Source organism: Saccharothrix sp. NRRL B-16348 (assembly GCF_001280085.1).
Lineage (GTDB): Bacteria > Actinomycetota > Actinomycetes > Mycobacteriales > Pseudonocardiaceae > Actinosynnema.
Genome location: NZ_LGED01000046.1, coordinates 112,513 through 135,807, shown reverse-complemented (window position 1 = coordinate 135,807; position 23,295 = coordinate 112,513). Strand labels below are relative to the sequence as shown.

The window sequence follows — 23,295 nt, the reverse complement described above, 5'->3', positions numbered from 1 at the left end:
CAACCTGAGCCCAAGCTCAACCCAGGCCGGCCAGCCCCCGGCTCACTTCCGGAAAAAGCGTTCCCGTTGGCCCAGACGCACGAGCTTCAACCACTCGAGGAACGCCTTCGGGTCACGACGCACGCCGATGAAGTACAGGCCGAACCGGAATGCCTCCAGCAGCCCCAGCTTGCGCATCCCCGGCTGGGACAGCAAGTAACCGCGGTTGCGGTAGGTGTAGTAGCGCTTGATCGCGTTCTCCGGGTCCTGCGCGTGGAACCGGCCGCCGAGCATCGGCTTGAACTCGTCCGAACCGTCCGGGTGCAGGTAGGTGACCTTCAGGGACGTGCCGAACGGCAGGCCGGTGCGGACCAGCCGGCGGTGGATCTCCACCTCGTCGCCGCGGAAGAACAGCCGGTAGTCCGGCACGCCGATGACGTCCACGGTGGACGCCTTGAACAGGGCGCCGTTGAACAGCGACGCGATGCCCGGCAGGAAGTCGGTGCCCAGCTCGGCCGCGTTCCGCTTCCACGTCAACCCGCGTCGCAGCGGGAACGCGAGCTTCTCCGGGCGCTCGATGTTCGCCACCACCGGCGAGATCGCGGCCAGCTTGCGCCGTTGCGCCTCCTCCAGCAGCACGGCGAGCACCGTCTCGTCCGCGGGCCGCCCGTCGTCGTCGGCCAGCCACAGCCAGTCCGCGCCCAACGACAGCGCGTGCAGCATGCCGAGCGCGAACCCGCCCGCGCCGCCGAGGTTGCGGTGCGACGCCAGGTAGGTGGTCGGGATCGGGCACTGGGCGACCAGGTCGTCCACCGGCTGGTCCGGCCCGTTGTCGACGACCACGAGGTGGTCGAGCGGCCGGGTCTGCGACGCCAGCACCTTCAACGAGTCGGCCAGCAGCTCGCGCCGGTGCCGGGTCACCACGACCCCGACGACGGAGCCCTGCGGCAGTGCGCCCACGACGCTCACCTACTCGCCACCATTCCCGCTCAGCACCCTCGGTTGACCGAGCCGCTCCAACGTCTCCGAGGTCATGTTCTCGAAGGGGTCGCGCCCCTTGTAGGTGGTGAGCACCTCGCGCAGCCCACCCTGCATCTTGACCTTGCCCTCGTCCATCCAGATCGCGGTGGTGCAGAACTCGGCGAGGAAGTCGTCGGAGTGGTTCGCGAACACCAGGATGCCCGACCGCTTGACCAGGTCGTTCATCCGGTCCCGGGCCTTGGCCATGAACGCCGCGTCGACCGCGCCGATGCCCTCGTCCAGGATCAGGATCTCCGGGTCGATCGACGTCACGATGCCCAGCGCCAGCCGCACCCGCATACCCGTCGAGTAGGTGCGCAGCGGCATCTGGAGGTAGTCGCCGAGTTCGGTGAACTCGGTGATGTCGTCGACCCGCTTCTCCATCTCCTTGCGGCTCATCCCGAGGAACAGGCCGCGGATCATGATGTTCTCGTACCCGGAGATCTCCGGGTCCATGCCGACCCCGAGGTCGAACACGGGCGCGACCTTGCCGACGACGCGCGAGCTGCCCCGCGTGGGCTCGTAGATGCCCGCGAGCAGTCTCAGCAGCGTGGACTTGCCGGCGCCGTTGTGGCCGACGAGGCCGACCCGGTCACCGTGGCGCAGCGAGATGTTGATGTCGTGCAGGGCTTCGATGATCGGGACACGGCCCTCGGAGCCGATCTTGCCGCCGACCTTGCCCAGCGCGAGCTTCTTCAGCGACCTCGACTTGGCGTCGAAGATCGGGAAGTCGACCGAGGCGTTCCAGACGTCGATGCTGACCATGATGTGTTTGCGGCCTCACTCAGACCCAGTAGGAGACGCGGGCACGGTAGTTCCGCATCGCGATCAGCGCCAGTCCCCAGCCCACGACGGTGAACGCGCCGACGACCACCCAGTGGTGCCAGTCCTGCACGTGACCGAGCATGGGGGCGCGGACGATCTCCACGTAGTGGTAGATGGGGTTCAGCTCGGCGATCAGCATGCGCCAGTCGCCGTTGTCACCGCTGTTTTCGCTGCCGGTGACCTTGTTGAGCACGCCGACGTGCCACACGATCGGCGTCATGAAGAAGATCAGGTTGATGAAGCTGCTGATCACCGGGGGGATGTCGCGGAAGCGGGTGCTGATGATGCCGAACAGCAGCGCCACCCACACCGCGTTGACCACGACGAGGGCGAGCGCGGGGATCGTCATCAGCACCCCCCACGACAGGCCGGGCTGCAGGATCGGGTCGCCCTCGTACATCCGGTACTCGTTGGACAGCGTCGGGAAGAAGATCGCGACGACGACCAGGTAGACGACCAGGTTGTGGAAGAGGAACAGCGTCTGCCGCCACACCATGCGCAGCACGTGCACCGTTATGGGCGCGGGCAGGTGCTTGATCAGGCCCTCGTTGGCGATGAAGACCTCGGTGCCCTCGGTCACCACACCCAGCACGAAGTGCCAGATGATGAACCCGGCCGTGACGTACGGCAGGAACGTGCCCAACTCCTGGTTGAACAGCTGGGAGTAGAGCAGGCCGAGCGCGAGCGCCGTCGTGCCCATGGAGATGGTGATCCACAGCGGCCCGATGACCGACCGGCGGTATCGCTGCTTGATGTCCTGCCACCCCAGGTGGCCCCACAGCTCCCGCTGCCGCCAGGCGTCGCGCACGTCGCCGAACGCGCGCGCGAAGGTGCGCGAGTTGGGTGCCAGGGGAGCGGGTGGTCGCTCGACCGTACTCGTGGGTTGCACGAGTAAGGAGACTACCGGCGACGGGGTGGCGGCCCTGTCGCCGGGCTGTCACGGTGCGGTCACCCCTGCTGCGAGGCCTCCGGCACCCCGGTTACCTTCATGATCACCTGTTCGTGATCGTACGTGTACCCGCAGTAGTCGAACTCGATGCCGGTGAGGTCGACGTACTCCGACCAGGCCTTGTGCTCGTGGTCCTGCCACCCCGGGTAGTTGAAGTACTCGTCGAAGACGATCACCGTGCCGGGCACCAGCCGGGGGCCGACCAGCTCCAGCACGGTCTTGGTGGACGAGTACAGGTCGCAGTCGACGTGCAGGAACGACACCGGGCCGGGGTGCTCGTCGAGGAAGCCGGGCAGGGTGTCGTCGAACCAGCCGACGACCAGCTCCGCGCCGTCCACGTCGGGCAGGCCGTCCATGCCGAACAGGCCGGCCGGGAAGCCGTTGCGCCAGTCCTCGGGCAGGCCCTCGAACGAGTCGAAGCCGTACACGTCCCGGCCCTCGTACGCGGTGGCGATCAGCTTGAGGGTGGAGCCGGTGTAGACGCCGAACTCCAGCGCCATGCCCTCGGTCGAGACCAGGCCGAGGGCGTGCTCCAGCGTGGCGTGCGGGTGGCCGAAGTGCGGCGCGGTCGGCAGGTGCCTGCGCACGAACCGGGCGCTCTCCTTGGCCGCCTCCTGCTCGCCGGCGAACACCAGGTCGCGGCGCGCCCGGATCTCGTACTGGACGGTCGCGTCGACCGCCCGGTCCGCCTGTCTCCGCAGCTCCTCCACCTCGTGCTGGAGCTTGGCGATCCGCTCGGCCTGCTCGCGGTGGTAGGGCCGCACAGCCTCGTCGATGACCCGCAAGATCTTGCCGCGCACGCGCTTGCGCACCTCGTCGACGATCTGGCTGTGCCGGACTTTGTCGAGCACCTGTCGGCTCCTCTCGCGGGTGTGGCGGTGAACACGGTCGGGCAGCGCGGTGCCCGTTGTCCAGCCCCGCGACCTCAACGCCGCACAGGAACGTTACAAGTACTGACCAGTGCCCCGGATCTGCGGACCGCCCTCGTGGTCGGCGTGACCCGACCCGGCGGGCAGGGCACGGCCGCGCATCTGCTCCAACTGGACGCGCGCTGCCATCTGTTGGGCGAACAAGGCCGTCTGGATGCCGTGAAAAAGACCCTCCAGCCAGCCTACGAGCTGTGCCTGGGCGATCCGCAGCTCCGCGTCGGACGGGGTGCCCTCCTCGGTGAACGGCAGGGAAAGCCGCTCCAGCTCGTCGCGCAGCTCCGGCGCCAAACCGTCCTCGAGCTCGTCGATGGACCGCTTGTGGATCTCCTTGAGGCGGTTGCGGCTGGCCTCGTCCAGAGGAGCCGCGCGCACCTCCTCCAGCAGCTGCTTGATCATCGTGCCGATGCGCATGACCTTCGCCGGCTGCTCGACCAGGTCGGCCACGTCCTGGCCGCCCGCGTCGTCGCCGGACGGCACCCGTGCGGTCCCCACCGGCGTGCCGTCCGGGCCGACCACGACCACGTGCCGCTCGTTCTCCAGCTGATCTTCTCGGGGTGCCTCGCTCATGCCTCCCATCCTGGCCCGATCGGGTGGCGGACGCCGAACCGGGTCACAGATCGGGTGGCAAACCCGCGGCCCCTGCTGTCGCTCGTGCCGGCGTCCTCCGTACGGTGTGCGGCATGGCGTTCGACGTCGCCCGGGTCCGTGGGCTGTTCCCCGCGCTCGGCGACGGCTGGGTTCATCTGGACGCTCCTGCGGGGATGCAAGTACCCGAACAGGTGGCCACGGCCGTCTCCACCGCGCTGCGCGCACCCGTCTCCGGGCCGGGTGGCATATTCCCCGCTTCACAACGCGCCGAGGCCATCGTCGACGCGGCCAGGCGCGCGGTGGCCGACCTCGTCGGCGCCGACCCGGCGGGCGTCGTGCTCGGCCCCAGCTCCGCCGTGCTGCTGCAACGGCTCGCCGACGCGCTGTCCGAGGGCTGGTTCCTGGGCGACGAGGTCGTGGTGTCGCGGCTGGACCACCCCGGCAACATCGCGCCGTGGCAGCGGGCCGCGCAGCGCACCGGCAGCGTCGTGCGGTGGGCCGAGGTCGACATCGAGACGTGCGAGCTGCCCGCCTGGCAGTACGACGACCTGGTCACGCCCAAGTGCAAGCTGGTCGCCGTGACGGCCGCGTCCGGCTCCGTCGGCACCCGCCCGGACCTGCGCAAGATTGCCGAGGCCGCCCGTCGCACGGACGCGCTGGTCGTGGTGGACGCCTCCTCCGCCGCGCCGTTCGTGCCGCTCGACATCACGGCGATGGACGCCGACGTGGTGGCGGTGTCGGCGAACAACTGGGGCGGGCCGCCGGTCGGCGCGCTGGTGTTCCGCGACCCGTCGATGCTCGACCTGCTGCCGTCGGTCGCCGTCGAGCCCGGCGCGCGGGGTCCCGAACGCTTGGAACTGGGCCCGCACGCCTACCCGCTGCTGGCCGGTCTGGTCGCGTCGGTCGAGTACCTGGCCGGTCTGGACGACGCCGCGGTGGGTCCCCGGCGCGAGCGCGTGCTCACCTCGTTGGGGTCGGTGAAGGCGTACCAGGCCGGACTTCTCGCTAATCTCATCAACGAACTGCGATCGCTCCGTCACGTCATGGTGATCGGCGACGCCATGCGCCGGGTGCCGGCACTGGCGTTCACGGTGGCCGGCGTGAAGGCGACCGACGGCGTCGAGCACCTGTCCGAGCGGGGCGTGTGCGCGTTCGCCGACTCGGGGCAGCACGGCGTGTTCTCGGTGCTGGGCGTCGGTGAGGTCGGCGGGGCGATCCGCGTCGGCCTGGCGCACTACACCAACGCGGTGGAAGTGGACGAGCTCGTGCGGGCGGTCGCCGAGCTCGGCTGAGGTCGGTGGCGCGGAGACCGGGGGGCTGGGTGGACGACCTGCTGTCACGGGAGCTCGCCGACCTCGCCGCACTGCACCGGCTGGCGCCCCTGATGTCGGAGTACCTGCCCAACACGGCGCACGAACTGCGCCCCGCGGCGCTCGCGGCGGTGGTGGACGAGGTGCTGCTCGGGTCGCGGACGGTGCTGGTGGAGTGCGGGTGCGGCGCGTCGTCGGTCGTGCTGGCGCGGTTGCTGGCGCGGCGCGGGTTCGGGCACCTGCTGTCGGTGGAGCACGACGAGCGCACGGCGGCGTTCGTGGCGAGCCAGTTGCGGCGGGAGGGGTTGGGGCATGTGGCGCGGGTGGTGCACGCGCCGTTGACGCCTCATCCGGCGGCTTTGGGGAACGGGCAGTGGTACCACCCGCAGTTGGTGCACGACGAGGTGTCGGCGTTTGTGGAGCGGTACGGGTTGGTGGATTTGTTGTTGGTGGACGGGCCGTTGTTGGGTGATGCGCGGTATCCGGCGTTGCCGGTGTTGCGCGGGGTGTTGGCGCCGGGGGCGGCGGTGTTGGTGGACGACGCTGAACGGCCTGGGGAGCAGACCGTGCTGGTGAGGTGGGCGGAGGAGTTCGCCCTGCGGTTTCGGACTACGCCGCGGACGTTTTTGGCGACGGCGATGGCGTTGGAGTGAAGTAAGGGCTTGGCGTAAGAGCTTGAGGTAAGAGCGTCAAGCCAAAGAATAAAAGAGTCCTCGCCGGACGGGCAGATCAGCAGGATGACGCCGGGTTTGGTGGTTAAGCGCCGGGTCCGTTGTGGTGCGGGTTTCGTGTCATCCCACCGACCTCCCTCCGGGCTACCACCCGCGTCAAGGGGGCGGTCATCAGTGGAAGCCGCGGGTATTGGACCCACAGCCCCCTTGACACGCGCGGTAGGGCAAAGCCAGGTCGGCGGGATGACACGAAGCCCTCCCTTTTGGTGGGGAAGGGCGTGGTGGTGAACGGGGTTGTCAGAGCTTGAGGATCAGTTTGCCGAAGACGTCGCCGTTCTCCAGTTGGTGGTGGGCGTCGGCGGCTTGTTCGATTGGCAGTACGTCGTGGACGATTGGTTTGACGTGGCCGGATGCGATCAGTGGCCATAGGTGTTCGCGCACTTCGGCGACGACGCGGCCCTTGCTGTTCGGTCCTTCGACAGGTCGGAAGCGCAGGCCGGTGGCGGTGATGCTGGCGCGTTTGGACAGCAGTTTGGCGATGTTCAGCTCGGCCTTCACGCCGCCTTGCAGGCCGATGATCACCAGGCGGCCGTCGGGTGCGAGCACGTCGACGTTGCGGTCCAGGTAGGCGGCGCCCATGTTGTCCAGCACGACGTCCGCGTGGCCGACCTCGGTGACGAAGTCCTGTTCGCGGTAGTTGACCAGGATGTCCGCGCCCAGGTCGGCGCAGCGCTGGAGCCGTTCCGCGGAGCCCGCGGTGACGGCGACGCGGGCGCCGAGGGCCTTGGCGACCTGGATCGCGTGCGTGCCGATGCCGCCCGCGCCGCCGTGCACGAGGAACGTCTCGCCGCTCCGGAGGCCGGCGACCATCACGACGTTGGACCACACCGTGCACGCGACCTCGGGCAGGGATGCCGCGGTGACCAGGTCGACGCCGTCCGGCACGGGCAGGAGTTGGGCGGCTGGGACGACGACCTGTTCCGCGTAGCCGCCGCCGGCGAGCAGGGCGCACACCTCGTCGCCGACCTGCCAGCCGGTGACGCCGTCGCCGAGCGCCGCGACCGTGCCCGAGCACTCCAGACCGGGTGACTCGGAGGTGCCCTTCGGCGGTGGGTAGTGGCCTTGGCGTTGCAGCAGGTCGGCGCGGTTCACGGCGGTCGCGGCCACGGTCAGGAGCACCTCGCCGGGGCCCGGTTCGGGGTCCCGAACCTCCGTCCAGGCCAGCACGTCCGGTCCGCCGGGTTCACGAATGGTGATCGCGCGCATGGTCCGACGGTAATCCGGTCGCACACCGGACGCGCGGTCGCCACCATCGACCGGCATGGACCACTGGCCGTTCCGCGACCTGGTGTTGAGCACGCCGCGGCTCGAACTGCGCCCTGACGACGACGAGAGCCTGGTCGAACTGGTGGAGTTGACGCTCGACGGCATCCACCCGCCCGACCGGATGCCGTTCGGCGTGGAGTGGACCGACGCGCCGCGCGAGCAGCTCGGCCTCAACACCCTCCAGCACTACTGGCGGGTGAGGTCGACGCTGTCGCCGCAGCGGTGGACGGTGAACTTCGTCGTGCGCCTGGACGGCCGCGTGGTGGGGGTGCAGTCGCTCGGCGCCGACGACTTCCCGGTCCTGCGCGAGGTCACCAGCGGGTCGTGGATCGGGTTGCGGCACCAGGGGCGCGGCATCGGCACGGAGATGCGGGCCGCTGTGCTGGCCTTCGCGTTCGACCACCTCGGCGCGGTGGCGGCGCGGTCGAGCGCGTTCACCGACAACCTCGCTTCGCACGGTGTGAGCCGCAAGCTCGGCTACCGGCCGGACGGCACGTTCACGCAGGTCCGGCGAGGCGAGCCGGCCGAGCAGATCCGGCTGCTGGTCACGCCGGGCACGTTCCGGCGACCGGACTGGACCTTGGCGGTGCGCGGTGTCACACCGTGCTTGCCTCTCCTCACTGGGTGACAACCCACCGAGTGACGGATTGCGTTCACCTCCACGACTTGTGAGGGTTCGGCATCCGAGTGAAGGGGAACTCGCTCATGTCAGCTAGAACCGGGATTCGACGCGCGGCCATCCTCGCAGCGTCCGCGTCCCTCGCACTGGTCTCCGTGCCGGCCGTCAACGTCGCTTCGGCGTCGACCCTCGACGGGCCGAAGCTGGCCAGGAACCTCACCAAGAACGTCACCGCCGACGGCGTCAACCGGCACCTGATCGCCTTCCAGCGCATCGCCGACCGCAACGGCGGCAACCGCGCCGCGGGCACGTCCGGCTACGACGCCAGCGTGGAGTACGTGGCGGGCAAGCTGCGCGGCGCGGGCTTCGACGTGACCACGCCGGAGTTCACCTACCCCGTGCAGATCACGGACGCCGCGACCGCGAAGGTCGGCACCACGACGTACGAGAACATCCCGCTGGAGTTCTCGCCCCAGACGCCGGTCGGCGGCGTCACCGGCCCGCTGCGCGTCGTGCCCGAGGACGAGACGCCGGGCTGCGAGGCGGCCGACTTCGCCGGGCAGGACTTCACCGGCGGCATCGCGCTGATCCGCCGCGGCGCGTGCACGTTCGACGTCAAGCACCGCAACGCCGCCGCCGCGGGCGCCATCGCGGTGATCATTTCCAACAACCGCGAGGGCACGCTGGCGGGCGTCACGCTCGGCGCGCCGGGCGTCGTGCCCACCGGTGGCGTCACCCAGGCCGACGGCAACGCGCTGGCCCTGCTCGGCGGCCAGGCCGTGACCGTCGACCTGCGCTACCACGAGGAGGAGCGCGTCTCGCGCAACGTGATCGCGCAGACAAAGACCGGCCGCACGGACAACGTCGTGATGGCGGGCGCCCACCTCGACAGCGTCGAGAACGGCGCGGGCATCAACGACAACGGCACCGGTTCGGCCGGCCTGCTGGAGACCGCGCTGAAGCTCGGCGGCTCGCCGAAGGTCAACAACGCGGTCCGGTTCGGCTGGTGGGGCGCGGAGGAGCTCGGCCTGGTCGGGTCGACGAAGTACGTGCAGTCGCTGACGTTCGAGCAGCAGCTCGACATCGCGCTGTACCTGAACTTCGACATGATCGGCTCGCCGAACGCGGCCTACTTCGTCTACGACGGCGACAACTCCGACGGTGTCGGCGCGGGCGCGGGCCCGTACGGCTCGGGGCAGATCGAGCAGGCGTTCGTGGAGTACCTGACGGTGGAGAAGGGCGTGCAGACCGAGGGCACCGACTTCACCGGCCGTTCGGACTACGGCGAGTTCATCCTGCAGGGCATCCCGGCCGGCGGTCTCTTCACCGGCGCCGAGGGCGTCAAGACCGAGGCGCAGGCGGCGAAGTGGGGCGGCACGGCGGGCATCGCCTACGACCCGAACTACCACGGCTCCGGTGACACCCTGGGCAACGTGGACCGCGTCGCCCTGGACCGCAACGCCGACGCGTTGGCGTGGGTGACGGCGTCGTACGCGATCAGCACGGAGAGCGTGAACGGCGTGCCGGCGCGGTCGCAGCGCGCCGCAGCGCGTGCGGCCTCGACCCGTTCGCTGCACGTGGAAGAGCACCACTCGCACGCCGACGTGGCGTAGGTTGCCGACAGGCGAGCAACAGGAGCCGGCCTTCCCACTCGGGAGGCCGGACCCGCAACCCACCGCAGAGGCCCGATTGACATGGGTTCGGGTGCTTTAGGCTGGTCGAAGCCGGGCAGGCTTGGCGGACGCTCTTCCCGCCAGGCCTGCCCGGCTTTGGCCTGCCTGGTGTGCCCGTAAGGGCCCATGTCAAATCGGGCCGGGCTTGACCACCGACCCGACCCGAGCGTGACCACCGGACGGAACTCAACCACCGAGCCGCGACTGCCCACCGAGCCAAACCCAACCACCTGTCGTTCCACCGCGACTGTCCGCAAAGGACGGATAGGTGCGGTGATGATCGAGGTCGGTTAGGTTGCCGCCACCCGAATCCACCACTCAGGGGGCCTGGTCTTGACCACCTCGAAGCGCGTCGTCGCGCGAAGATCCCTTGCCTTCGTCGCGGCGCTCGCGGTCACCGCGACCCTGTCCGCCGCGGCCCGGGCCCAGGAGCCCGCCGGGACGTCGCCGGCCACCGCGGCCGAGCCCGTCCGGGCGACCACCGCCGAAGCGCCACCGGTCCAGACCCGGCCGGTCGTGGCACCGGTCGCCGCTCCCGCGGCCTCGTCCCCGACGGCCGCCGCCGCGAAGCTCGCGATCTCGGCCACCGTCGGCGCGGGCCCGTTCCTGGTCGGCGAGCAGGTCCCGGTCGAGGTGACGATCTCCAACACCGGTGACGCCGACGCCGCGGGCGTGATGGCGGAAGGGCGCTCGACCAGCGGGTCCACCTTCTTCGTCCAGTTGTCCGAGTGGGGCGACCTGGCCACCTGGCCGGGCCCCGGCATCACCCTGCCCGCCGGGCAGCAGCGCGTCCTCACCGTCCGCGGCGAGGTCCAGGGGTGGAGCGGCGCGCCCCCGGTGGCGAAGTTCTCCATCCGGCAGGGCAACGCCTCGGTCGCCGACTTCACCCTGCCGATCCCGGTGCGCGACCCGAACTCCGCCACGGACACGCTGGCCGGCCTCGTCTACGGCGACCGCAACGGCAACGGCGCGCCGGACGCCGGCGAGGCCCTCCAGGGCGTCCGGGTGACCGCCACGACGAGCGGTTCGCCTTCGCCGGGGCTGGAAGCGATCACCGGCGCCGACGGCCGGTTCCGGTTCGCGGACCTGTCGGTGCAGGTCTACGGGCTGCGCGTCGACGACGCGCCGGACGGCTGGGTCGTGGCGCAGGCGAACTCGCACGTCGCGGTGGACGGGAGCGGCTCGGCCGCGAACCTGGTGGTGCGCGCCACGCGGCCGGTGACCGACCACCTGACCGCGGCCATGCGGTTCACCCGGGACCTCTACCAGGTCGGCGACCGCGCCGAGGTCGAGGTGACGTTGACCAACATCGGCACCGCGGACCTGACCGGCGTCAAGGCCCTCTGCGACCGCGTCGGCGGCGGGGGTCCGGAGCTGCGTGACGTCGACTTCGGGGACCTGGCCTGGGCCGCGTCCGGCGTGACGGTGCCCGCGGGCCAGTCGCGCGTGGTCACCATGACCGGCGGCGTCTCCGCCGCGACGGCCGAGTACGGCGCGGTGAAGCACGTCTGCGACTTCGGTCCCGAGCCGGACTCCGAGGGCCGTGCGCAGGCCTACGCGCTGGCCAAGGTGCCCGGTCCGGCCGTGACGTTGCGCCTGGCGTTCCACCACGACCGCAACGGTGACGGGAGGGGCGATCCGGGCGAGATGGCCGCCGGCGCGGTGATCGTCCTGCGGGACGCGGTCACGGGCCAGGTCGCGGGCGAGGGCCGGACCGACGCGCAGGGTCGCGTGCGCTTCGAGAACCTGCCCTCCGGTCCGTACCGGGTGCGCGTCTACGGCCCGTGGCAGCACCGCGGTGAGGGCGTCCTCTTCGCGGGCACCTGCCACAACTGCCAGGCGGAGTCCTGGCTCCACGTCCTGCCCGGACCGGACCTGACGAACGCCCGCCGCGTCAGCGGGTGACCGCCTGACCTGGTGGTGCGACCCCTGTCCCGCCCGGCGGGACAGGGGTCGACGGCACCGGATCCCGCGCTGGTGGTGGCAGGGGTCTCAACGTCGGCTACCGTACGACGGTGGACAAGACTGACGGTCAGGACTACACCGACCGGCTCGCGCGCCTGCAGAACCTGCCCTGGAAGCGTGTCCTGAACGTCCAGGCCCCGTACCGCTGGAACGTGCGCCGCATCTTCGGCGACCGGGAGGTGCTCGACGTCGGCTGCGGCATCGGGCGCAACCTCAAGCACCTGGAGCCCAACGGCGTCGGCGTCGACCACAACCCGCACTCCGTGCAGACCTGCCGGGACATGGGCCTGACGGCGTTCACCACGGACGAGTTCTTCGACACCGAGTACGCCAAGCCGGGCCGCTTCGGCGGCATCCTCGCCGCGCACCTGGTCGAGCACATGCCGCGCCCGCAAGCCGTGGAGATCCTGCGCGGGTACGTCGACTTCCTCGCGCCGGGCGGCCTGCTGGTGCTCATCTGCCCGCAGGAGCGCGGCTACGCCTCGGATCCCACCCACGTGGCGTTCACCGACCTCGACGGCCTCGCGGACGTGACGTCGCAGCTCGGGCTGGTCGAGCGCGACCGCATGTCGTTCCCGTTCCCCCGGTCGGCCGGGAAAGTCTTCACGTACAACGAATTCGTGCACGTCGCGGTGAAACCCGAGAACTGAGAAGCCGACCGCATTTCGCTTTCCGCTGTCGTACCCCTGAGGTAGTGTCCGGCCCGTTCGGTCGAGTCGGGGGCTCGTCCCACAGGGGGGTCGCGCTGTGCGCGCCAACGTCCGCGTGTCTCTGTCACGGACTGGCTGGTAGACCGACGCCTTTAATTCACTTTGCAGTCAGGAAAGAGGATCAATGCGTCGTTCCGCAGCGCTGCTGGTCGCCACCGCGGCGACCGCCGCCGTGGTCGCGGTCGCGGTTCCGGCCAACGCCGAGCCCGTGACCGCCAACAACGGTGACCAGGTCGCCCGCACCGAGCTGTCGCTGGACCGGGCCAACCGCCCCACCCGGCCGTACGGCACGAAGGCGGCCGAGGTCAACGGTCAGGACGTCGAAGCCGAGGACTACCTGGGCACGCGGTTCATCCCGTCCGCGCCCAGACGCATCCTGGACACCCGCAGCGGGCTCGGCCGCGGCGGCATCACCACGCCCGTCGGCGCGGGCGGCCGGATCGAGGTGCCCGTCACCGACTCTCCGGCGTACACCCTGGCGGTCGTGCTGAACGTGACCGGCACGTCGCCGACCGCGAACACGTACGTGACGGTGTGGGAGGGCGGCGCCGACGTCGCCAAGCCGGGCGTGTCGACCCTGAACCTGGTGCCCGGTGAGACCCGCGCCAACTCGGTCACCACCTGGATCTCGCTCGACGACACGATCAACCTGTACAACAACGCGGGCAGCACCCACCTGATCGCCGACATCGCGGGTTACTACGTCTACGACAACCCGAACGCCGGGGTCACCCCGGGCCGGTACTTCGCCACCGGCCCGACCCGCGTGTACGACTCCCGCAACACCGGCGGCGCGTTCGGCGGCGGCGAGTCCCGCGCGGTCGACTTCAGCTCCTACGGCGTGCCCTCGGGCGCGACGGCCGTGTCGCTGAACATCACCGGTGTCGACGCGACCGCGAACACCTACGTGACCGCGTGGCCGTCCGGCTCGACCCGGCCGACCGCGTCGAGCCTCAACCTCGTCCCGAACGTCGCCACGCCCAACGGCGTGACGGTCGCGCTGGGCTCCGACCGCAAGGTCAACCTGTTCAACCACTCGGGTTCGGTGAACCTGATCGTGGACATCGCCGGCTACTACCTGCCGACCGAGACCGGTGGCGCGGACTTCTACCCGCTCACCCCCGGCCGCGCGTTCGACACCCGTGACGACCAGGACCCGATCCGGTCGGGCGGGACGCTGGCGCTGATCTACCCGGCCGAGGACCTGGCCGCGGGCGACAGCCTGCTGCTCAACCTGACCGGCACCGAGCCGACCAACCACACCTTCATCACGCCGTTCCCGACGGGCCAGACCCGGCCCGGCACCTCGGCGCTGAACCTGGCCCCCGGCCAGACCTCGCCGAACATGGCCACGGTCCGCCTCGGCACCTGGACCGACGGCAGCCCGGCGCACTCGTTCTACAACAACGTCGGCACCACGCACCTGGTCGTCGACGTGTTCGGCATCTTCTCCTGATCGCAGCACCCGCCGGGTGACCACCCGGCACCGCATTAGGACGTGCGAGGTCCCGGCTGCCGGGGCCTCGCACGTTCGTCTTCCGGGAGCGGGGCCCGGTGCTCGACTGCCCGTCGGCGACGCCCGTCGGCTAGGCTCCTCCAGCGAGGTAGCGTGCCCGAGCGGCCTAAGGGACACGTCTTGAAAACGTGCGAGGGTTGATCCCCTCCGTGGGTTCAAATCCCACCGCTACCGCGGTCCACGCAGCGCCCCCACGCCCTTCACCGGGTGCGGGGGCGCTGTCGCGTCGAGGGGCGGCTACCCGTTCAGGTCGCGCAGGTGGGCGATGAGCCGCTCGAACACCTTGGCCACCACCTCCTGCTCCTCGCGCGACAGCAGGTCGATCATGTGGTCGCGCACGCCCTCGACGTGGGTCGGCGCGGACGTCTCCAGCAGCGCCATGCCCACGTCGGTCAGCTCGGCGAACACGCCGCGGCCGTCCTCGGGGCACTCCCGCCTGCGCAGCAGCCCTTCCCGCTCCATCCGCGCCACCTGGTGCGACACGCGGCTCTTGGACGACGCCACCTCGTCCGCGAGCTGCGACATCCGCATCCGCCGCGCCGGCTGCTCCGACAGGCGCACGAGCACCTCGTAGTCGGCCAACGACACGCCGTGGCCGTCCTGCAACTCGCGGTGCAGGCGGTCGGCGAGCATCGACGCCCCGACCACGTAGTTGCGCCAGGCGCGCATCTCCCCATCGTCGAGCCAACGCGGCTCCTGCTCAGTCACCCCACAAGGTTAGGCCGCACATATCCGTTAACGGACGATCCACCGCCATGTCTGGTGCCGGTCAGCTCCGCCAGGCAAACTCCTGCGCCGTACCGCGCCCTCCTACCGGGGCGCCGCAGGGAGGAACCCACCCCATGACCTCGTTCAGACGCACCGCGCAGCGCTCCGCCGCGCTCGCGGTCACCGCGGCGGCAGCGCTGGCGGTCACGCTGGTGCAGAACCCCGCCGTGGCCGACAAGGACGACCGGCCCGCGCGCACCGTCGACGTCCGCCTGATCGGCATCAACGACCTGCACGGCAACATCGAGCCGCCCTCGGGCTCCTCGGGCCGGGTCACGCTGTCGGACGGCACGCAGGTCGAAGCGGGTGGCGCCGCCTTCAACGCGACCCACATCCGCAACCTCCAGGCCGAGGCGCGCCACTCGGTGATCGTCGGCCAGGGCGACCTGATCGGCGCGTCCCCGATCGTGTCGGCGCTGTTCCACGACGAGCCGACGATCGAGGTGCTCAACCAGGTCGGCATGGACACGACCGCGGCGGGCAACCACGAGTTCGACGAGGGCTACCAGGAGCTGCTGCGGATGCAGCGCGGCGGCTGCCACCCGGCCGACGGCTGCCAGTTCCGCGAGACCTACGAGGGCGCGGACTTCCCGATCCTCGGCGCGAACGTGACGCTGGCGAAGAACGACCGGCCCGCGCTGCCCCCGTTCTGGGTGGAGTTCCGCGACGGCGTCCCGATCGGGTTCATCGGCATGCCGCTGAAGGACGTGCCGATCCTGGTCGACCCGAACGGCATCAAGGAGCTGGAGTTCGGCGACGAGGTCGCCGCCGCCAACCGGTACGCCGACCTGCTGAACTGGCTCGGCGTGAAGTCGATCGTGCTGCTGATCCACCAGGGCGACAACACCTCGGGCGGCGGTCCGGACGAGTGCCGCACGGTCGCCGGCGGCCCCGGCCGCAAGATCGCCGAGCAGGTCAGCCCGAAGATCGACGCGGTGTTCTCCGGCCACAGCCACCAGCACTACAACTGCACGGTCACCGACCCGGCGGGCAACCCGCGCCCGTTCATCGAGGGCCTGGCGTTCGGCCGCGAGCTGTCCGTGGTCGACCTCAAGATCGACAAGCGGACCCGCGAGGTCGTCCGCTCGGCCACCGTCGCCCGCAACCACGTGGTGACCCGGAACGTCACCCCGGACCCCGAGGTGCAGGCGATCATCGACCTGGCCAAGTCGAAGTCCGGCCCGATCGCGAACCGGCCGGTCGGCACCATCGCCCGGGACATCCCGCGCGCGCAGAACCCGGCGGGCGAGTCGCCGCTGGGCAACCTGATCGCCGACTCGCAGCTGGCCGCCACCGCGGACAACGGCGCGGTGCTCGCGCTGATGAACCCCGGCGGCGTGCGCGCCGACCTCTCCCACGCCTCCTCGCCGGCCGGTGAGGGCGACGGCGTGGTGACCTACGGCGAGGCGTTCACCGTGCAGCCGTTCGGCAACATCCTGCAGACGGTCACGTTGACCGGCGCGCAGCTCAAGGCGGCGCTGGAGCAGCAGTGGCAGATCGTGAACGGCGCGCAGCGGCAGATCATCCTGCAGCCGTCGGCCGGCCTGACCTACTCGTGGTCGGCGTCCGCGCCGATCGGCTCGAAGGTGTCGAACATCGTCCTCAACGGAACGCCGCTGGACCCGGCCGCGAGCTACCGGGTCACGATCAACAGCTTCCTGCAGGGCGGCGGTGACGGCTTCAGCGCGTTCACCGCGGGCACGGAGATCACCGGTGGCGGCATCGACCTGGACGGCTTCACGGCCTACCTGACCGCCAACCCGAACACCGTCCCGCCGGCGCTCGGGCGCATCACCACCACGCCGTGACGACACGCGCTGTGAGCGGGCCCCTTGTGCCCGCTCACAGCGCGCAACCACTGTCCTACTGAGCCGGATGAATCTCATTTCACCAGTTCAGGGGCCTCTCTTCGGGTTGTGCATCGGGCCGAACAGGCGCATCCTCGAAGCAGGACCTGCCACCGGCGGAACCCGAGCTGACCCGCCGGCGGCACGCCCGGAAGGGGTAGGTGGTGCGGTGCAGGTAAGTCCTCGCGGTGACGAGCCGCGTTCGAGCCGCAACCCCGCGGGCGGAGCGGTCATGAGACCGGCCCGATCGCGAACGTGAGCGGCTCCGACGGGGTTTCGAGCGCACGGCGCCCCTGGCGCCATCGCCGCGCTTGACGATGTTGACCCGGTAAGTCATCAGGGTGCCGTCTCCACCGTCGGCGCCGACCGTGGTCCACGCCGACCCCGTCACGCAGGTTTCGTCACTTCCACATGGGAAAACCCCGGGTGCGGTGCCCCGACGTCGGGCCCCGCACCCGGGGCCTCGTCTTGTCCGGGTTCGGTGCTTGGCTGGGAGGACGCGCGGTGCAGTTCAACGAGAACGCCGAGCTGGACACGTCACAGGTCTCCGACCAACGCGGTGTCGGCGGGCGGGTCGCCGTCGGCGGCGGCGGGCTGGGGATCGTCGGCCTGATCCTGTACTTCGTGCTGTCCCAGATCGGCGGCGGCGCGCAGCTGCCGTCCGGCTCGGGGTTCGGCGACGTGGGCCGGGACCAGCAGGTGGGTTCCGAGGCCATCAAGGAGAAGTGCCGGACCGGCGCGGACGCCAACCGCGAGTCCGACTGCCGCGCGGTGGCGTTCATCAACTCGATCCAGGCCTACTGGTCAGACCAGTTCGCCCGGTCGGGACGCACGTACCAGGCCGCGCAGACGAACTTCTTCTCCGGCGGCGTGTCGACCCGGTGCGGCAGCGCGTCGTCCGCGGTGGGGCCGTTCTACTGCCCGGCGGACGCGCAGGTGTACATCGACCTGGGGTTCTTCCAGGAGATGCAGCAGAAGTTCGGCGCCACGGGCGGCCCGTTCGTGGAGGCGTACATCCTGGCGCACGAGTACGGCCACCACGTCCAGAACCTGCTGGGCACCTCGGACCGGGTGGGCTCGGGGTCCGGGCCGACGTCCGGCTCGGTGCGGCTGGAGTTGCAGGCCGACTGCTACGCGGGCGCCTGGGCCAACCACGCGGAGACCGTGCCGACGGCGTCGGGCCAACCGCTGATCAGCGGCGTCACGCAGGACGACGTGAACGCGGCGCTCGACGCGGCGGCCCGCATCGGCGACGACTTCATCCAGGGCGAGCTGGGCGGCGGCCAGGTCGACACGACCAAGTTCACCCACGGCACGTCGGCGCAGCGGCAGAAGTGGTACACGACCGGCTACGAGACCGGCGACCCGGCGCGCTGCAACACCTTCGACACCGACAACCTCGGCTGAATTGGATCGCGCCGCCTCCGGCGTCGCGGGCGGCTCGTCAGGGTTGACCGTTCAGTGCCTTCGAGCACCGTGCCAGCAGGGCGCGGAGGGTGTCCCGCTCGGCCGCGCTGAACTCGTCGGCCAGCTTCCGCTCGACGGCGGAGGCCCGCTCGTCGGCCATCTCGAACGCCGCGCGCCCCGCCTCGGTCAGCCGCGTCTCCAGCACGTTGCGGTGCACCTCGTGCGGCACGCGGGCGATCAGCTCGGCCGCCTCCAGGTTGCGCAGGATCGTGGTCATCGTCTGCGGTGTCACGCGGCAGCGGCGGGCCAGTTCGGCGGCTGACACGCCGGGGTGGTCGTGGAGCACCAGCAACGTCGCGTACTGGGCCACGGTCAGCCCGGCCGGCCGCACGGCCTGCTGCTTCACCAGCATCAGCTCGTGCTCGACCCGCTTGATGTCGCCGCCAAGGCGCTCCTCGATCGGCATGCCCATGTCCCGATCGTAAAGCGCGTTGACGAGCATCAGTGCTCTGATCTACTTTCGTGTACGTACTTACACAAGTGGACGGAGCGTCATGCGTTTCCTGATGGTTCTCGTGCTGGTGATCCTCACCGCCACCCCGGCCGCCGCCACGGCCGCGCCGGACGTGATCACCGGCCGATCCGCCGCACTGCACCCCGAGGGCATCGCCTGGGACCCGCTGCGGCACGCGTTCCTGCTCGGCTCGATCCGCCGCGGGACCGTCGAGGTCGTCCGCGACGGCACCACGACGACCCTGATCAGCGACCCCCGCATGGTGTCGGCGTTCGGCGTGCACGTGGTGCGCGACCGCGTCTACGTGGCGTACGGCGACATGGGCGCCGGCGCCCGGTCCACGCCGGAGACCACCTACCGGTCCTCCGGGCTGGGCGTGTTCGACCTCGCCACCGGACGGCCGGTGCACGTGGTCGACCTGGCCATCGGCCCCGGCAGGCACAGCGCCAACGACGTCGCCGTCGACCACGCGGGCAACGCCTACGTCACCGACCCGGCCTCCGACGCGCTGTACCGGGTCGACCGCGCCGGCCGCGCCACCGTGCTGGCCCGGGACCCGCGGTTCCGCAGCGACACCATCGGCCTGAACGGGATCGTCTGGCACCCCGGGGGTTTCGCGCTCGCCGTCCGCTACGACACGGGCGCGTTGTTCAAGATCACCCGATCGGGTCGGGTCTCGGAGGTCGCCCTCGACCGGCCGCTCGTCGGCGGCGACGGCATGGACCTGCGCCCGGACGGCTCCCTCGCCGTGGTGACCAACTCCCTCGGCGCACCGGGCGAAGCGGCCGTCACCGTGCTGCGGTCGGGCGACAACTGGGGCGCCGCCCGCACCGCCCACCGCGTCGCGCCGTGGGGCGACGACGAGCCGACCACGATCGCCCGTTCGCCGCACGGCAGCTACGTGGTCGACGGCGACCTGGGCGTGCTCGTCGGCGGCACGGGCCTGTCGGACGGGTACACCTTGCGGAAGTTCCGCGAAAGCCGGGGACGGCACGCCGGTGAAGCGGTAGCTTCCGGCACGATCGTGTAAGGGCCCTGCCCGGCGGCGGCTCGGGGGACGTCGGCAACCCGCGGTGGGCAAGGACCTACTTACGGGGGACACCCGATGTCCAGGAGCACCGTCGCGCGCGCGAACAGCGCGGGACGCATCACGCGGGCGGTCACGGCGGGCGCGGTGGCGCTCGCCGTGACGCTCGGCGGCCCGATCGCGTCGGCGCCGGCGTCAGCGCAGGAAACCACGACCACCACACCCGCCGCGACGACGACACCGTCCGCGCCGGAGCCTCCGACGGAAACGCCCGTCGAGACCACGACGCCGACCACGGCCGAGCCGCCGGTGGAGACCACGTCGCCGCCGGCCCAGCCCGAGCCCACCACCCCGCCGGCCGAACCCGACCCGGTGCCGCCGGCCGAGCCCCGCGTCGAAGCGGCGCCCGTGCCGCGGGCCGACCTGAAGGTCTCCCTGGCGTTCGACCGCGACGAGTACCCGCCGGACTCCGACATCGGCTTCACCGTCACGGTCCGCAACGCCGGCGCCGCGCCCGCGGTCGACGTCCGGTTCACCCACTGGGGCGATCTGCGGCTCACGACCGGCGCGGGGGAACTGCGCCACTTCCCCGGCCCGACCATCGCGCCCGGCGAGACGAAGACCTACCGGCTCGCCGGGCGGCAGTCGATCCCGCTCTACGACCGCGTCGAGTACAGCCTGACCGCGTACACGGGCAGGCAGTCGCTCCCGGACATGGACCCGACGCCGGAGGACAACACCGGCAGGGACAGCACCCGCGTGCCGCTGACCTGGGGCGCCGCCCGCGGCGTGCTGTACCGCGACGCCGACGGCGACGGCGCGTTCGACGAGGGCGAGGGCGTGCCGGACTCGCCGGTCTACGCCGACGGCGGCCTGCCCGCGACCTGGCTGAACGGCCGCACGGACGCCACCGGCCGGTTCACCTTCGGACCCGACGTGCCCACCGGCCGCTACCGCGCCTACCTGATCGAGCACGGCAACCCGTTCGTCATCGCGCCGGGCCACGCCGAGTTCACCGTCGAGCAGGGCGTCACCACCGAACTCGCGCTGCCGATGGCCTCGCCGGTCCTGGAAGTGCTCCGGCCCAAACTGGAGTTCGACCGCGAGTCCTACCGGCCCACCGACCCGGTCGGCATCGCCGTGACCCTCACCAACACCGGCGCGACCGCGTTGACCGGGGTCGTCGCGGTGTGCGACGAGGAGCCGGACGAAGGCCGGCTGCCCGGCAACGGCCCCGCGTGGGCCGCGCTGAGCCCGGACGGCCCCGGTGTCACGCTCGCCGCCGGCGAGACGAAGGTGCTGACCATCACCGAGACCGTGCCCGAGGACGCGGCGGCCGTCGGCCGGATCGGCGTCGCCTGCCACTTCGGCAACAGCGGTCGCAGCACCGCGGGCTACATCGGCTCGTCGGACTTCGCCGAGGTCGGCTGGTTCGGCGCGGTCGAGGGCACGGTGCGGCACGCCGACGGCGCGCCCCTGGACGACGCGCGGCTCGTCGCGCTCGACCAGCGCAGCGGCCTGCCGGTCGCCGAGACCCGGTCGCACGACGGCGGCGAGTTCTCGTTCGCCAAGCTGCCGGCGGGCCGCACGAAGGTCCTGGTGCTCGGCGAGTACCGGGACGCGGCCACCGGCGACGGCTGGTTCACCGTCGACGTCGTCGCCGACACGACCACGCGGGTGGAGTTCGAGGTCGCGTCCGGCCCGGAGGTCACCGAGCCGGTCGAGGTCGACAAGCTGGAGGTCACCGCGTCGTTCGACAAGACGGAGTACGACATCGCCGGGACCGTGACGGCTCGGGTCAAGGTCACCAACGCGGGCGTCGGGCCGCGCAGCCCGGTCCGGTTCGTGCCGGAGTGGGTGCCGTCCACGATGAGCTACAACTGGGACCAGTGGGGCCCGCTGTACCCGTTCCAGATCCCGACCGAGGGCCTGTACCTGTGGCCGGGCGAGTCGTACGAGGTCACCCTGGTCGGCGAGCCCCGGCCGTGGATCGGCGACCTGGTCTCGCTCAAGGGCCGGATCACGGTGGGCACGCACGGCGCGTCCGTGCCGCTCGACCTGTCCGCCGCGGTGAGCCACGGCGTCGGCGACGCCACGATCCTGGTCTACGGCGACGCCAACGCCAACGGCGTGTTCGACGCCGGCGAAGTGCTGCCGCACCTGGACGTGACCGTCGAGGGCGGCCTTCCCACGGAGTTCCACCGGGGCATCACGGACGCCGCCGGCCGCTACCGGCTCCAGGACGTCCCGGCGGGCAACTACCGGGTCCGCGCCTCGCACTCCTCCAGCTGGGCGCTGCCGATCGACTTCTACGACCGGTTCACCCTCGCCGCGAACGGCGACCTGACGTTCGAGATCGGCCTGGTCCGGCCCGCGAAAACGCTGACCGCCGTGATCGCCTGGGACAAACCCGCGTACCAGCCGGACGAACGGCCCAGGCTGAACGTCACGATCACCAACAACAGCCTGGCGGACGTCACCGTGCACGCGGTGTGCGGCGGCCTCGGCACGCCGTACCAGATCGAGAACGGCGAGGAGTGGGGTCCGCTGAACGAGGTGGGCGAGGGCCTGCCGCTCGCCGCGCGCAGGTCGTGGTCGACCACCGTGGAGGAGACCATGCCCGTCGGGTCGCCCGACCACGGGCTGATCACCGCGACGTGCGCGTTCGGCACGCGTGACGCCGACGGCCGGTTCCGCGAGCTGGCGCCGATCGCCCGGGCCAAGGCCAAGGTGCCGGGCGCGGTGTGGACCACGACCGGCCGGGTCGTCGAGTGCTGCGGCAGGCAGTCGGTCGGCGTGCCGAACGTGACCGTGCTCCTGCTCGACCCGGACACGAACGAGACGGTCGCCCGCGCCACGGCGGACGCCCACGGCATGCTCACGTTCCCCGACTTGGCCGTCGGCCACTACACGCCGCTGGTCCTGGGCCCGTGGCGGGTGGTCAGGTTCCACGAGGGCCCGCTGTTCGCGGCGGTCCGCGGCGCCACGGAGCCCGAGCTGATCGCGGTCGAGCCGGGACCGGTGGTCGTCGACCCGGACGCCACCCCACCGGGTGACACACCGGCCGGCGGCGGTCCGATCGGGGACGACGCCCTGGCGACCACCGGCGCGAGCGTGCTCGGACTCGGCCTGATCGGCTTGGTGCTGCTGGCGTTCGGCATCGGCGCGCGGGCGTTGGGACGGCGCCCGGTCTAGCCCTCCGGTCCGACCGCTACGTTCGGACGGGTGCGCCAGGACTGGTACTGCGACGAGGTCATCCCCGGTCGGGTCGAGGTCGAGGTGGTGGTCGAGACCGCGACGGTCCTGGCGTTCCGCCCGCCCCGGCCGGGGTTCGGCCGCGAGCACGTGATCGTGGTGCCCAAGGCGCACGTGGATTCCCTGCTCGACCTCACGCCCGCCTTGGGCGCCGAGGTGCTCGCCGTGCTCCAGCGGGCCGCGGCCCAGGTCGTCGCCCGGCACGGCGGGTGCCAGGTGCTCACCACGCTCGGCGACGAGCAGCACAATCGGCACCTGCACTGGCACATCGCGGCGGGCGAGGGGGTGGCCCGGTTCGTCACGGCCGCGGTGCTTTCGGGGTGAAACGCCGTGCGCTGTTCGTCCGACGCAGTAGCTTGACCTGAATACACAGGCCCTGCCCGGCGGCGGCTCGGGG

At 71.1% G+C, this 23,295-nt stretch carries 20 protein-coding genes and 1 tRNA gene; 13 read left to right on the top strand and 8 right to left on the bottom strand.

The genetic code is table 11. The features are described 5' to 3' along the window. Positions 1-42: 42 nt before the first annotated feature. The 5 genes from glfT1 to ADK67_RS07850 form a co-directional block, all read right to left on the bottom strand. Positions 43-939, bottom strand: coding sequence for a galactofuranosyltransferase GlfT1 (gene glfT1, locus ADK67_RS07870; protein WP_197289334.1), 897 nt, complete (start codon positions 937-939; stop codon positions 43-45). Between the two features lie 9 nt (positions 940-948). Then, on the bottom strand, positions 949-1,764 hold the full coding sequence (wzt, locus tag ADK67_RS07865) for a galactan export ABC transporter ATP-binding subunit Wzt/RfbE (protein WP_053715716.1): 816 nt from the start codon (positions 1,762-1,764) through the stop codon (positions 949-951). A 19-nt stretch (positions 1,765-1,783) separates the two neighbouring features. After that, the gene (gene wzm / locus ADK67_RS07860; RefSeq protein WP_053715715.1) at positions 1,784-2,713 is read right to left on the bottom strand and encodes a galactan export ABC transporter permease subunit Wzm/RfbD; all 930 of its coding nucleotides are present in this window, start codon (positions 2,711-2,713) and stop codon (positions 1,784-1,786) included. A gap of 59 nt (positions 2,714-2,772) precedes the next feature. Next, on the bottom strand, positions 2,773-3,624 hold the full coding sequence (locus ADK67_RS07855; RefSeq protein WP_053715714.1) for a class I SAM-dependent methyltransferase: 852 nt from the start codon (positions 3,622-3,624) through the stop codon (positions 2,773-2,775). 93 nt (positions 3,625-3,717) lie between these two features. Further along, positions 3,718-4,269 (bottom strand): bacterial proteasome activator family protein, encoded by a 552-nt coding sequence (locus tag ADK67_RS07850; protein ID WP_053715713.1) that lies wholly within the window; start codon positions 4,267-4,269, stop codon positions 3,718-3,720. 113 nt (positions 4,270-4,382) lie between these two features. On the opposite strand from ADK67_RS07850, the gene ADK67_RS07845 reads away from it, so the two are divergent. Beyond that, positions 4,383-5,582, top strand: a complete 1,200-nt coding sequence (locus tag ADK67_RS07845; protein ID WP_053715712.1) for a cysteine desulfurase-like protein — start codon at positions 4,383-4,385, stop codon at positions 5,580-5,582. A gap of 5 nt (positions 5,583-5,587) precedes the next feature. Then, the gene (locus tag ADK67_RS07840) at positions 5,588-6,253 is read left to right on the top strand and encodes a class I SAM-dependent methyltransferase (protein ID WP_231648066.1); all 666 of its coding nucleotides are present in this window, start codon (positions 5,588-5,590) and stop codon (positions 6,251-6,253) included. 315 nt (positions 6,254-6,568) lie between these two features. Here the strand turns inward: ADK67_RS07840 and ADK67_RS07835 are convergent, their stop codons facing one another. After that, positions 6,569-7,537 carry an NAD(P)H-quinone oxidoreductase gene (locus tag ADK67_RS07835; RefSeq protein ID WP_053715761.1) on the bottom strand — a complete coding sequence of 323 codons (969 nt, stop codon included), beginning with the start codon at positions 7,535-7,537 and terminating at the stop codon, positions 6,569-6,571. Positions 7,538-7,592: 55 nt separating this feature from the next. Here ADK67_RS07835 and ADK67_RS07830 point away from each other — a divergent pair, with 55 nt between their 5' ends. The 6 genes from ADK67_RS07830 to ADK67_RS07805 all read left to right on the top strand — a co-directional run bounded on the left by ADK67_RS07830 (position 7,593) and on the right by ADK67_RS07805 (position 14,254). Then, positions 7,593-8,225 (top strand): GNAT family N-acetyltransferase, encoded by a 633-nt coding sequence (locus tag ADK67_RS07830; RefSeq protein ID WP_053715710.1) that lies wholly within the window; start codon positions 7,593-7,595, stop codon positions 8,223-8,225. A gap of 77 nt (positions 8,226-8,302) precedes the next feature. Continuing rightward, on the top strand, positions 8,303-9,829 hold the full coding sequence (locus tag ADK67_RS07825; RefSeq protein ID WP_082403303.1) for a M28 family metallopeptidase: 1,527 nt from the start codon (positions 8,303-8,305) through the stop codon (positions 9,827-9,829). A 393-nt stretch (positions 9,830-10,222) separates the two neighbouring features. After that, complete coding sequence (locus ADK67_RS07820) at positions 10,223-11,794, top strand: SpaA isopeptide-forming pilin-related protein (protein WP_053715709.1); 1,572 nt, start codon at positions 10,223-10,225, stop codon at positions 11,792-11,794. 110 nt (positions 11,795-11,904) lie between these two features. Continuing rightward, a complete protein-coding gene (locus ADK67_RS07815; RefSeq protein WP_053715708.1) occupies positions 11,905-12,504 on the top strand; it encodes a class I SAM-dependent methyltransferase in 600 nt (199 codons plus the stop codon). Positions 12,505-12,688: 184 nt separating this feature from the next. After that, positions 12,689-14,020, top strand: coding sequence for a hypothetical protein (locus ADK67_RS07810; RefSeq protein WP_053715707.1), 1,332 nt, complete (start codon positions 12,689-12,691; stop codon positions 14,018-14,020). A 147-nt stretch (positions 14,021-14,167) separates the two neighbouring features. After that, a tRNA-Ser gene (locus ADK67_RS07805) sits at positions 14,168-14,254 on the top strand. Positions 14,255-14,317: 63 nt separating this feature from the next. On the opposite strand, the gene ADK67_RS07800 is transcribed toward ADK67_RS07805, so the two are convergent. Next, complete coding sequence (locus tag ADK67_RS07800) at positions 14,318-14,749, bottom strand: MarR family winged helix-turn-helix transcriptional regulator (protein WP_053715706.1); 432 nt, start codon at positions 14,747-14,749, stop codon at positions 14,318-14,320. A 173-nt stretch (positions 14,750-14,922) separates the two neighbouring features. On the opposite strand from ADK67_RS07800, the gene ADK67_RS07795 reads away from it, so the two are divergent. Beyond that, positions 14,923-16,656 (top strand): bifunctional metallophosphatase/5'-nucleotidase, encoded by a 1,734-nt coding sequence (locus ADK67_RS07795; RefSeq protein ID WP_053715705.1) that lies wholly within the window; start codon positions 14,923-14,925, stop codon positions 16,654-16,656. Positions 16,657-17,199: 543 nt separating this feature from the next. Further along, a complete protein-coding gene (ypfJ, locus tag ADK67_RS07790; protein WP_053715704.1) occupies positions 17,200-18,102 on the top strand; it encodes a KPN_02809 family neutral zinc metallopeptidase in 903 nt (300 codons plus the stop codon). Positions 18,103-18,139: 37 nt separating this feature from the next. Here ypfJ and ADK67_RS07785 read toward each other — a convergent pair whose 3' ends face one another. Then, positions 18,140-18,574 (bottom strand): MarR family winged helix-turn-helix transcriptional regulator, encoded by a 435-nt coding sequence (locus tag ADK67_RS07785; RefSeq protein WP_197289330.1) that lies wholly within the window; start codon positions 18,572-18,574, stop codon positions 18,140-18,142. 82 nt (positions 18,575-18,656) lie between these two features. On the opposite strand from ADK67_RS07785, the gene ADK67_RS07780 reads away from it, so the two are divergent. The 3 genes from ADK67_RS07780 to ADK67_RS07770 all read left to right on the top strand — a co-directional run bounded on the left by ADK67_RS07780 (position 18,657) and on the right by ADK67_RS07770 (position 23,222). Continuing rightward, positions 18,657-19,646: an SMP-30/gluconolactonase/LRE family protein gene (locus tag ADK67_RS07780; RefSeq protein ID WP_053715703.1), complete on the top strand. Its 990-nt coding sequence runs from the start codon at positions 18,657-18,659 to the stop codon at positions 19,644-19,646. Positions 19,647-19,721: 75 nt separating this feature from the next. Continuing rightward, positions 19,722-22,838 carry a carboxypeptidase-like regulatory domain-containing protein gene (locus ADK67_RS07775; protein ID WP_053715702.1) on the top strand — a complete coding sequence of 1,039 codons (3,117 nt, stop codon included), beginning with the start codon at positions 19,722-19,724 and terminating at the stop codon, positions 22,836-22,838. A 30-nt stretch (positions 22,839-22,868) separates the two neighbouring features. Continuing rightward, positions 22,869-23,222, top strand: a complete 354-nt coding sequence (locus tag ADK67_RS07770; protein WP_053715701.1) for an HIT family protein — start codon at positions 22,869-22,871, stop codon at positions 23,220-23,222. Positions 23,223-23,295: the final 73 nt, after the last annotated feature.

Coding starts and splice junctions, on each gene's coding strand:
- ADK67_RS07800 (WP_053715706.1), bottom strand. CDS start 14,749: ATGCGCGCCTGGCGCAACTACGTGGTCGGGGCGTCGATGCTCGCCGAC.
- ADK67_RS07810 (WP_053715707.1), top strand. CDS start 12,689: ATGCGTCGTTCCGCAGCGCTGCTGGTCGCCACCGCGGCGACCGCCGCC.
- ADK67_RS07825 (WP_082403303.1), top strand. CDS start 8,303: ATGTCAGCTAGAACCGGGATTCGACGCGCGGCCATCCTCGCAGCGTCC.
- ADK67_RS07835 (WP_053715761.1), bottom strand. CDS start 7,537: ATGCGCGCGATCACCATTCGTGAACCCGGCGGACCGGACGTGCTGGCC.
- ADK67_RS07785 (WP_197289330.1), bottom strand. CDS start 18,574: ATGGGCATGCCGATCGAGGAGCGCCTTGGCGGCGACATCAAGCGGGTC.
- ADK67_RS07780 (WP_053715703.1), top strand. CDS start 18,657: ATGCGTTTCCTGATGGTTCTCGTGCTGGTGATCCTCACCGCCACCCCG.
- ADK67_RS07850 (WP_053715713.1), bottom strand. CDS start 4,269: ATGAGCGAGGCACCCCGAGAAGATCAGCTGGAGAACGAGCGGCACGTG.
- ADK67_RS07775 (WP_053715702.1), top strand. CDS start 19,722: ATGTCCAGGAGCACCGTCGCGCGCGCGAACAGCGCGGGACGCATCACG.
- ADK67_RS07830 (WP_053715710.1), top strand. CDS start 7,593: ATGGACCACTGGCCGTTCCGCGACCTGGTGTTGAGCACGCCGCGGCTC.
- wzt (WP_053715716.1), bottom strand. CDS start 1,764: ATGGTCAGCATCGACGTCTGGAACGCCTCGGTCGACTTCCCGATCTTC.
- ADK67_RS07795 (WP_053715705.1), top strand. CDS start 14,923: ATGACCTCGTTCAGACGCACCGCGCAGCGCTCCGCCGCGCTCGCGGTC.
- ADK67_RS07845 (WP_053715712.1), top strand. CDS start 4,383: ATGGCGTTCGACGTCGCCCGGGTCCGTGGGCTGTTCCCCGCGCTCGGC.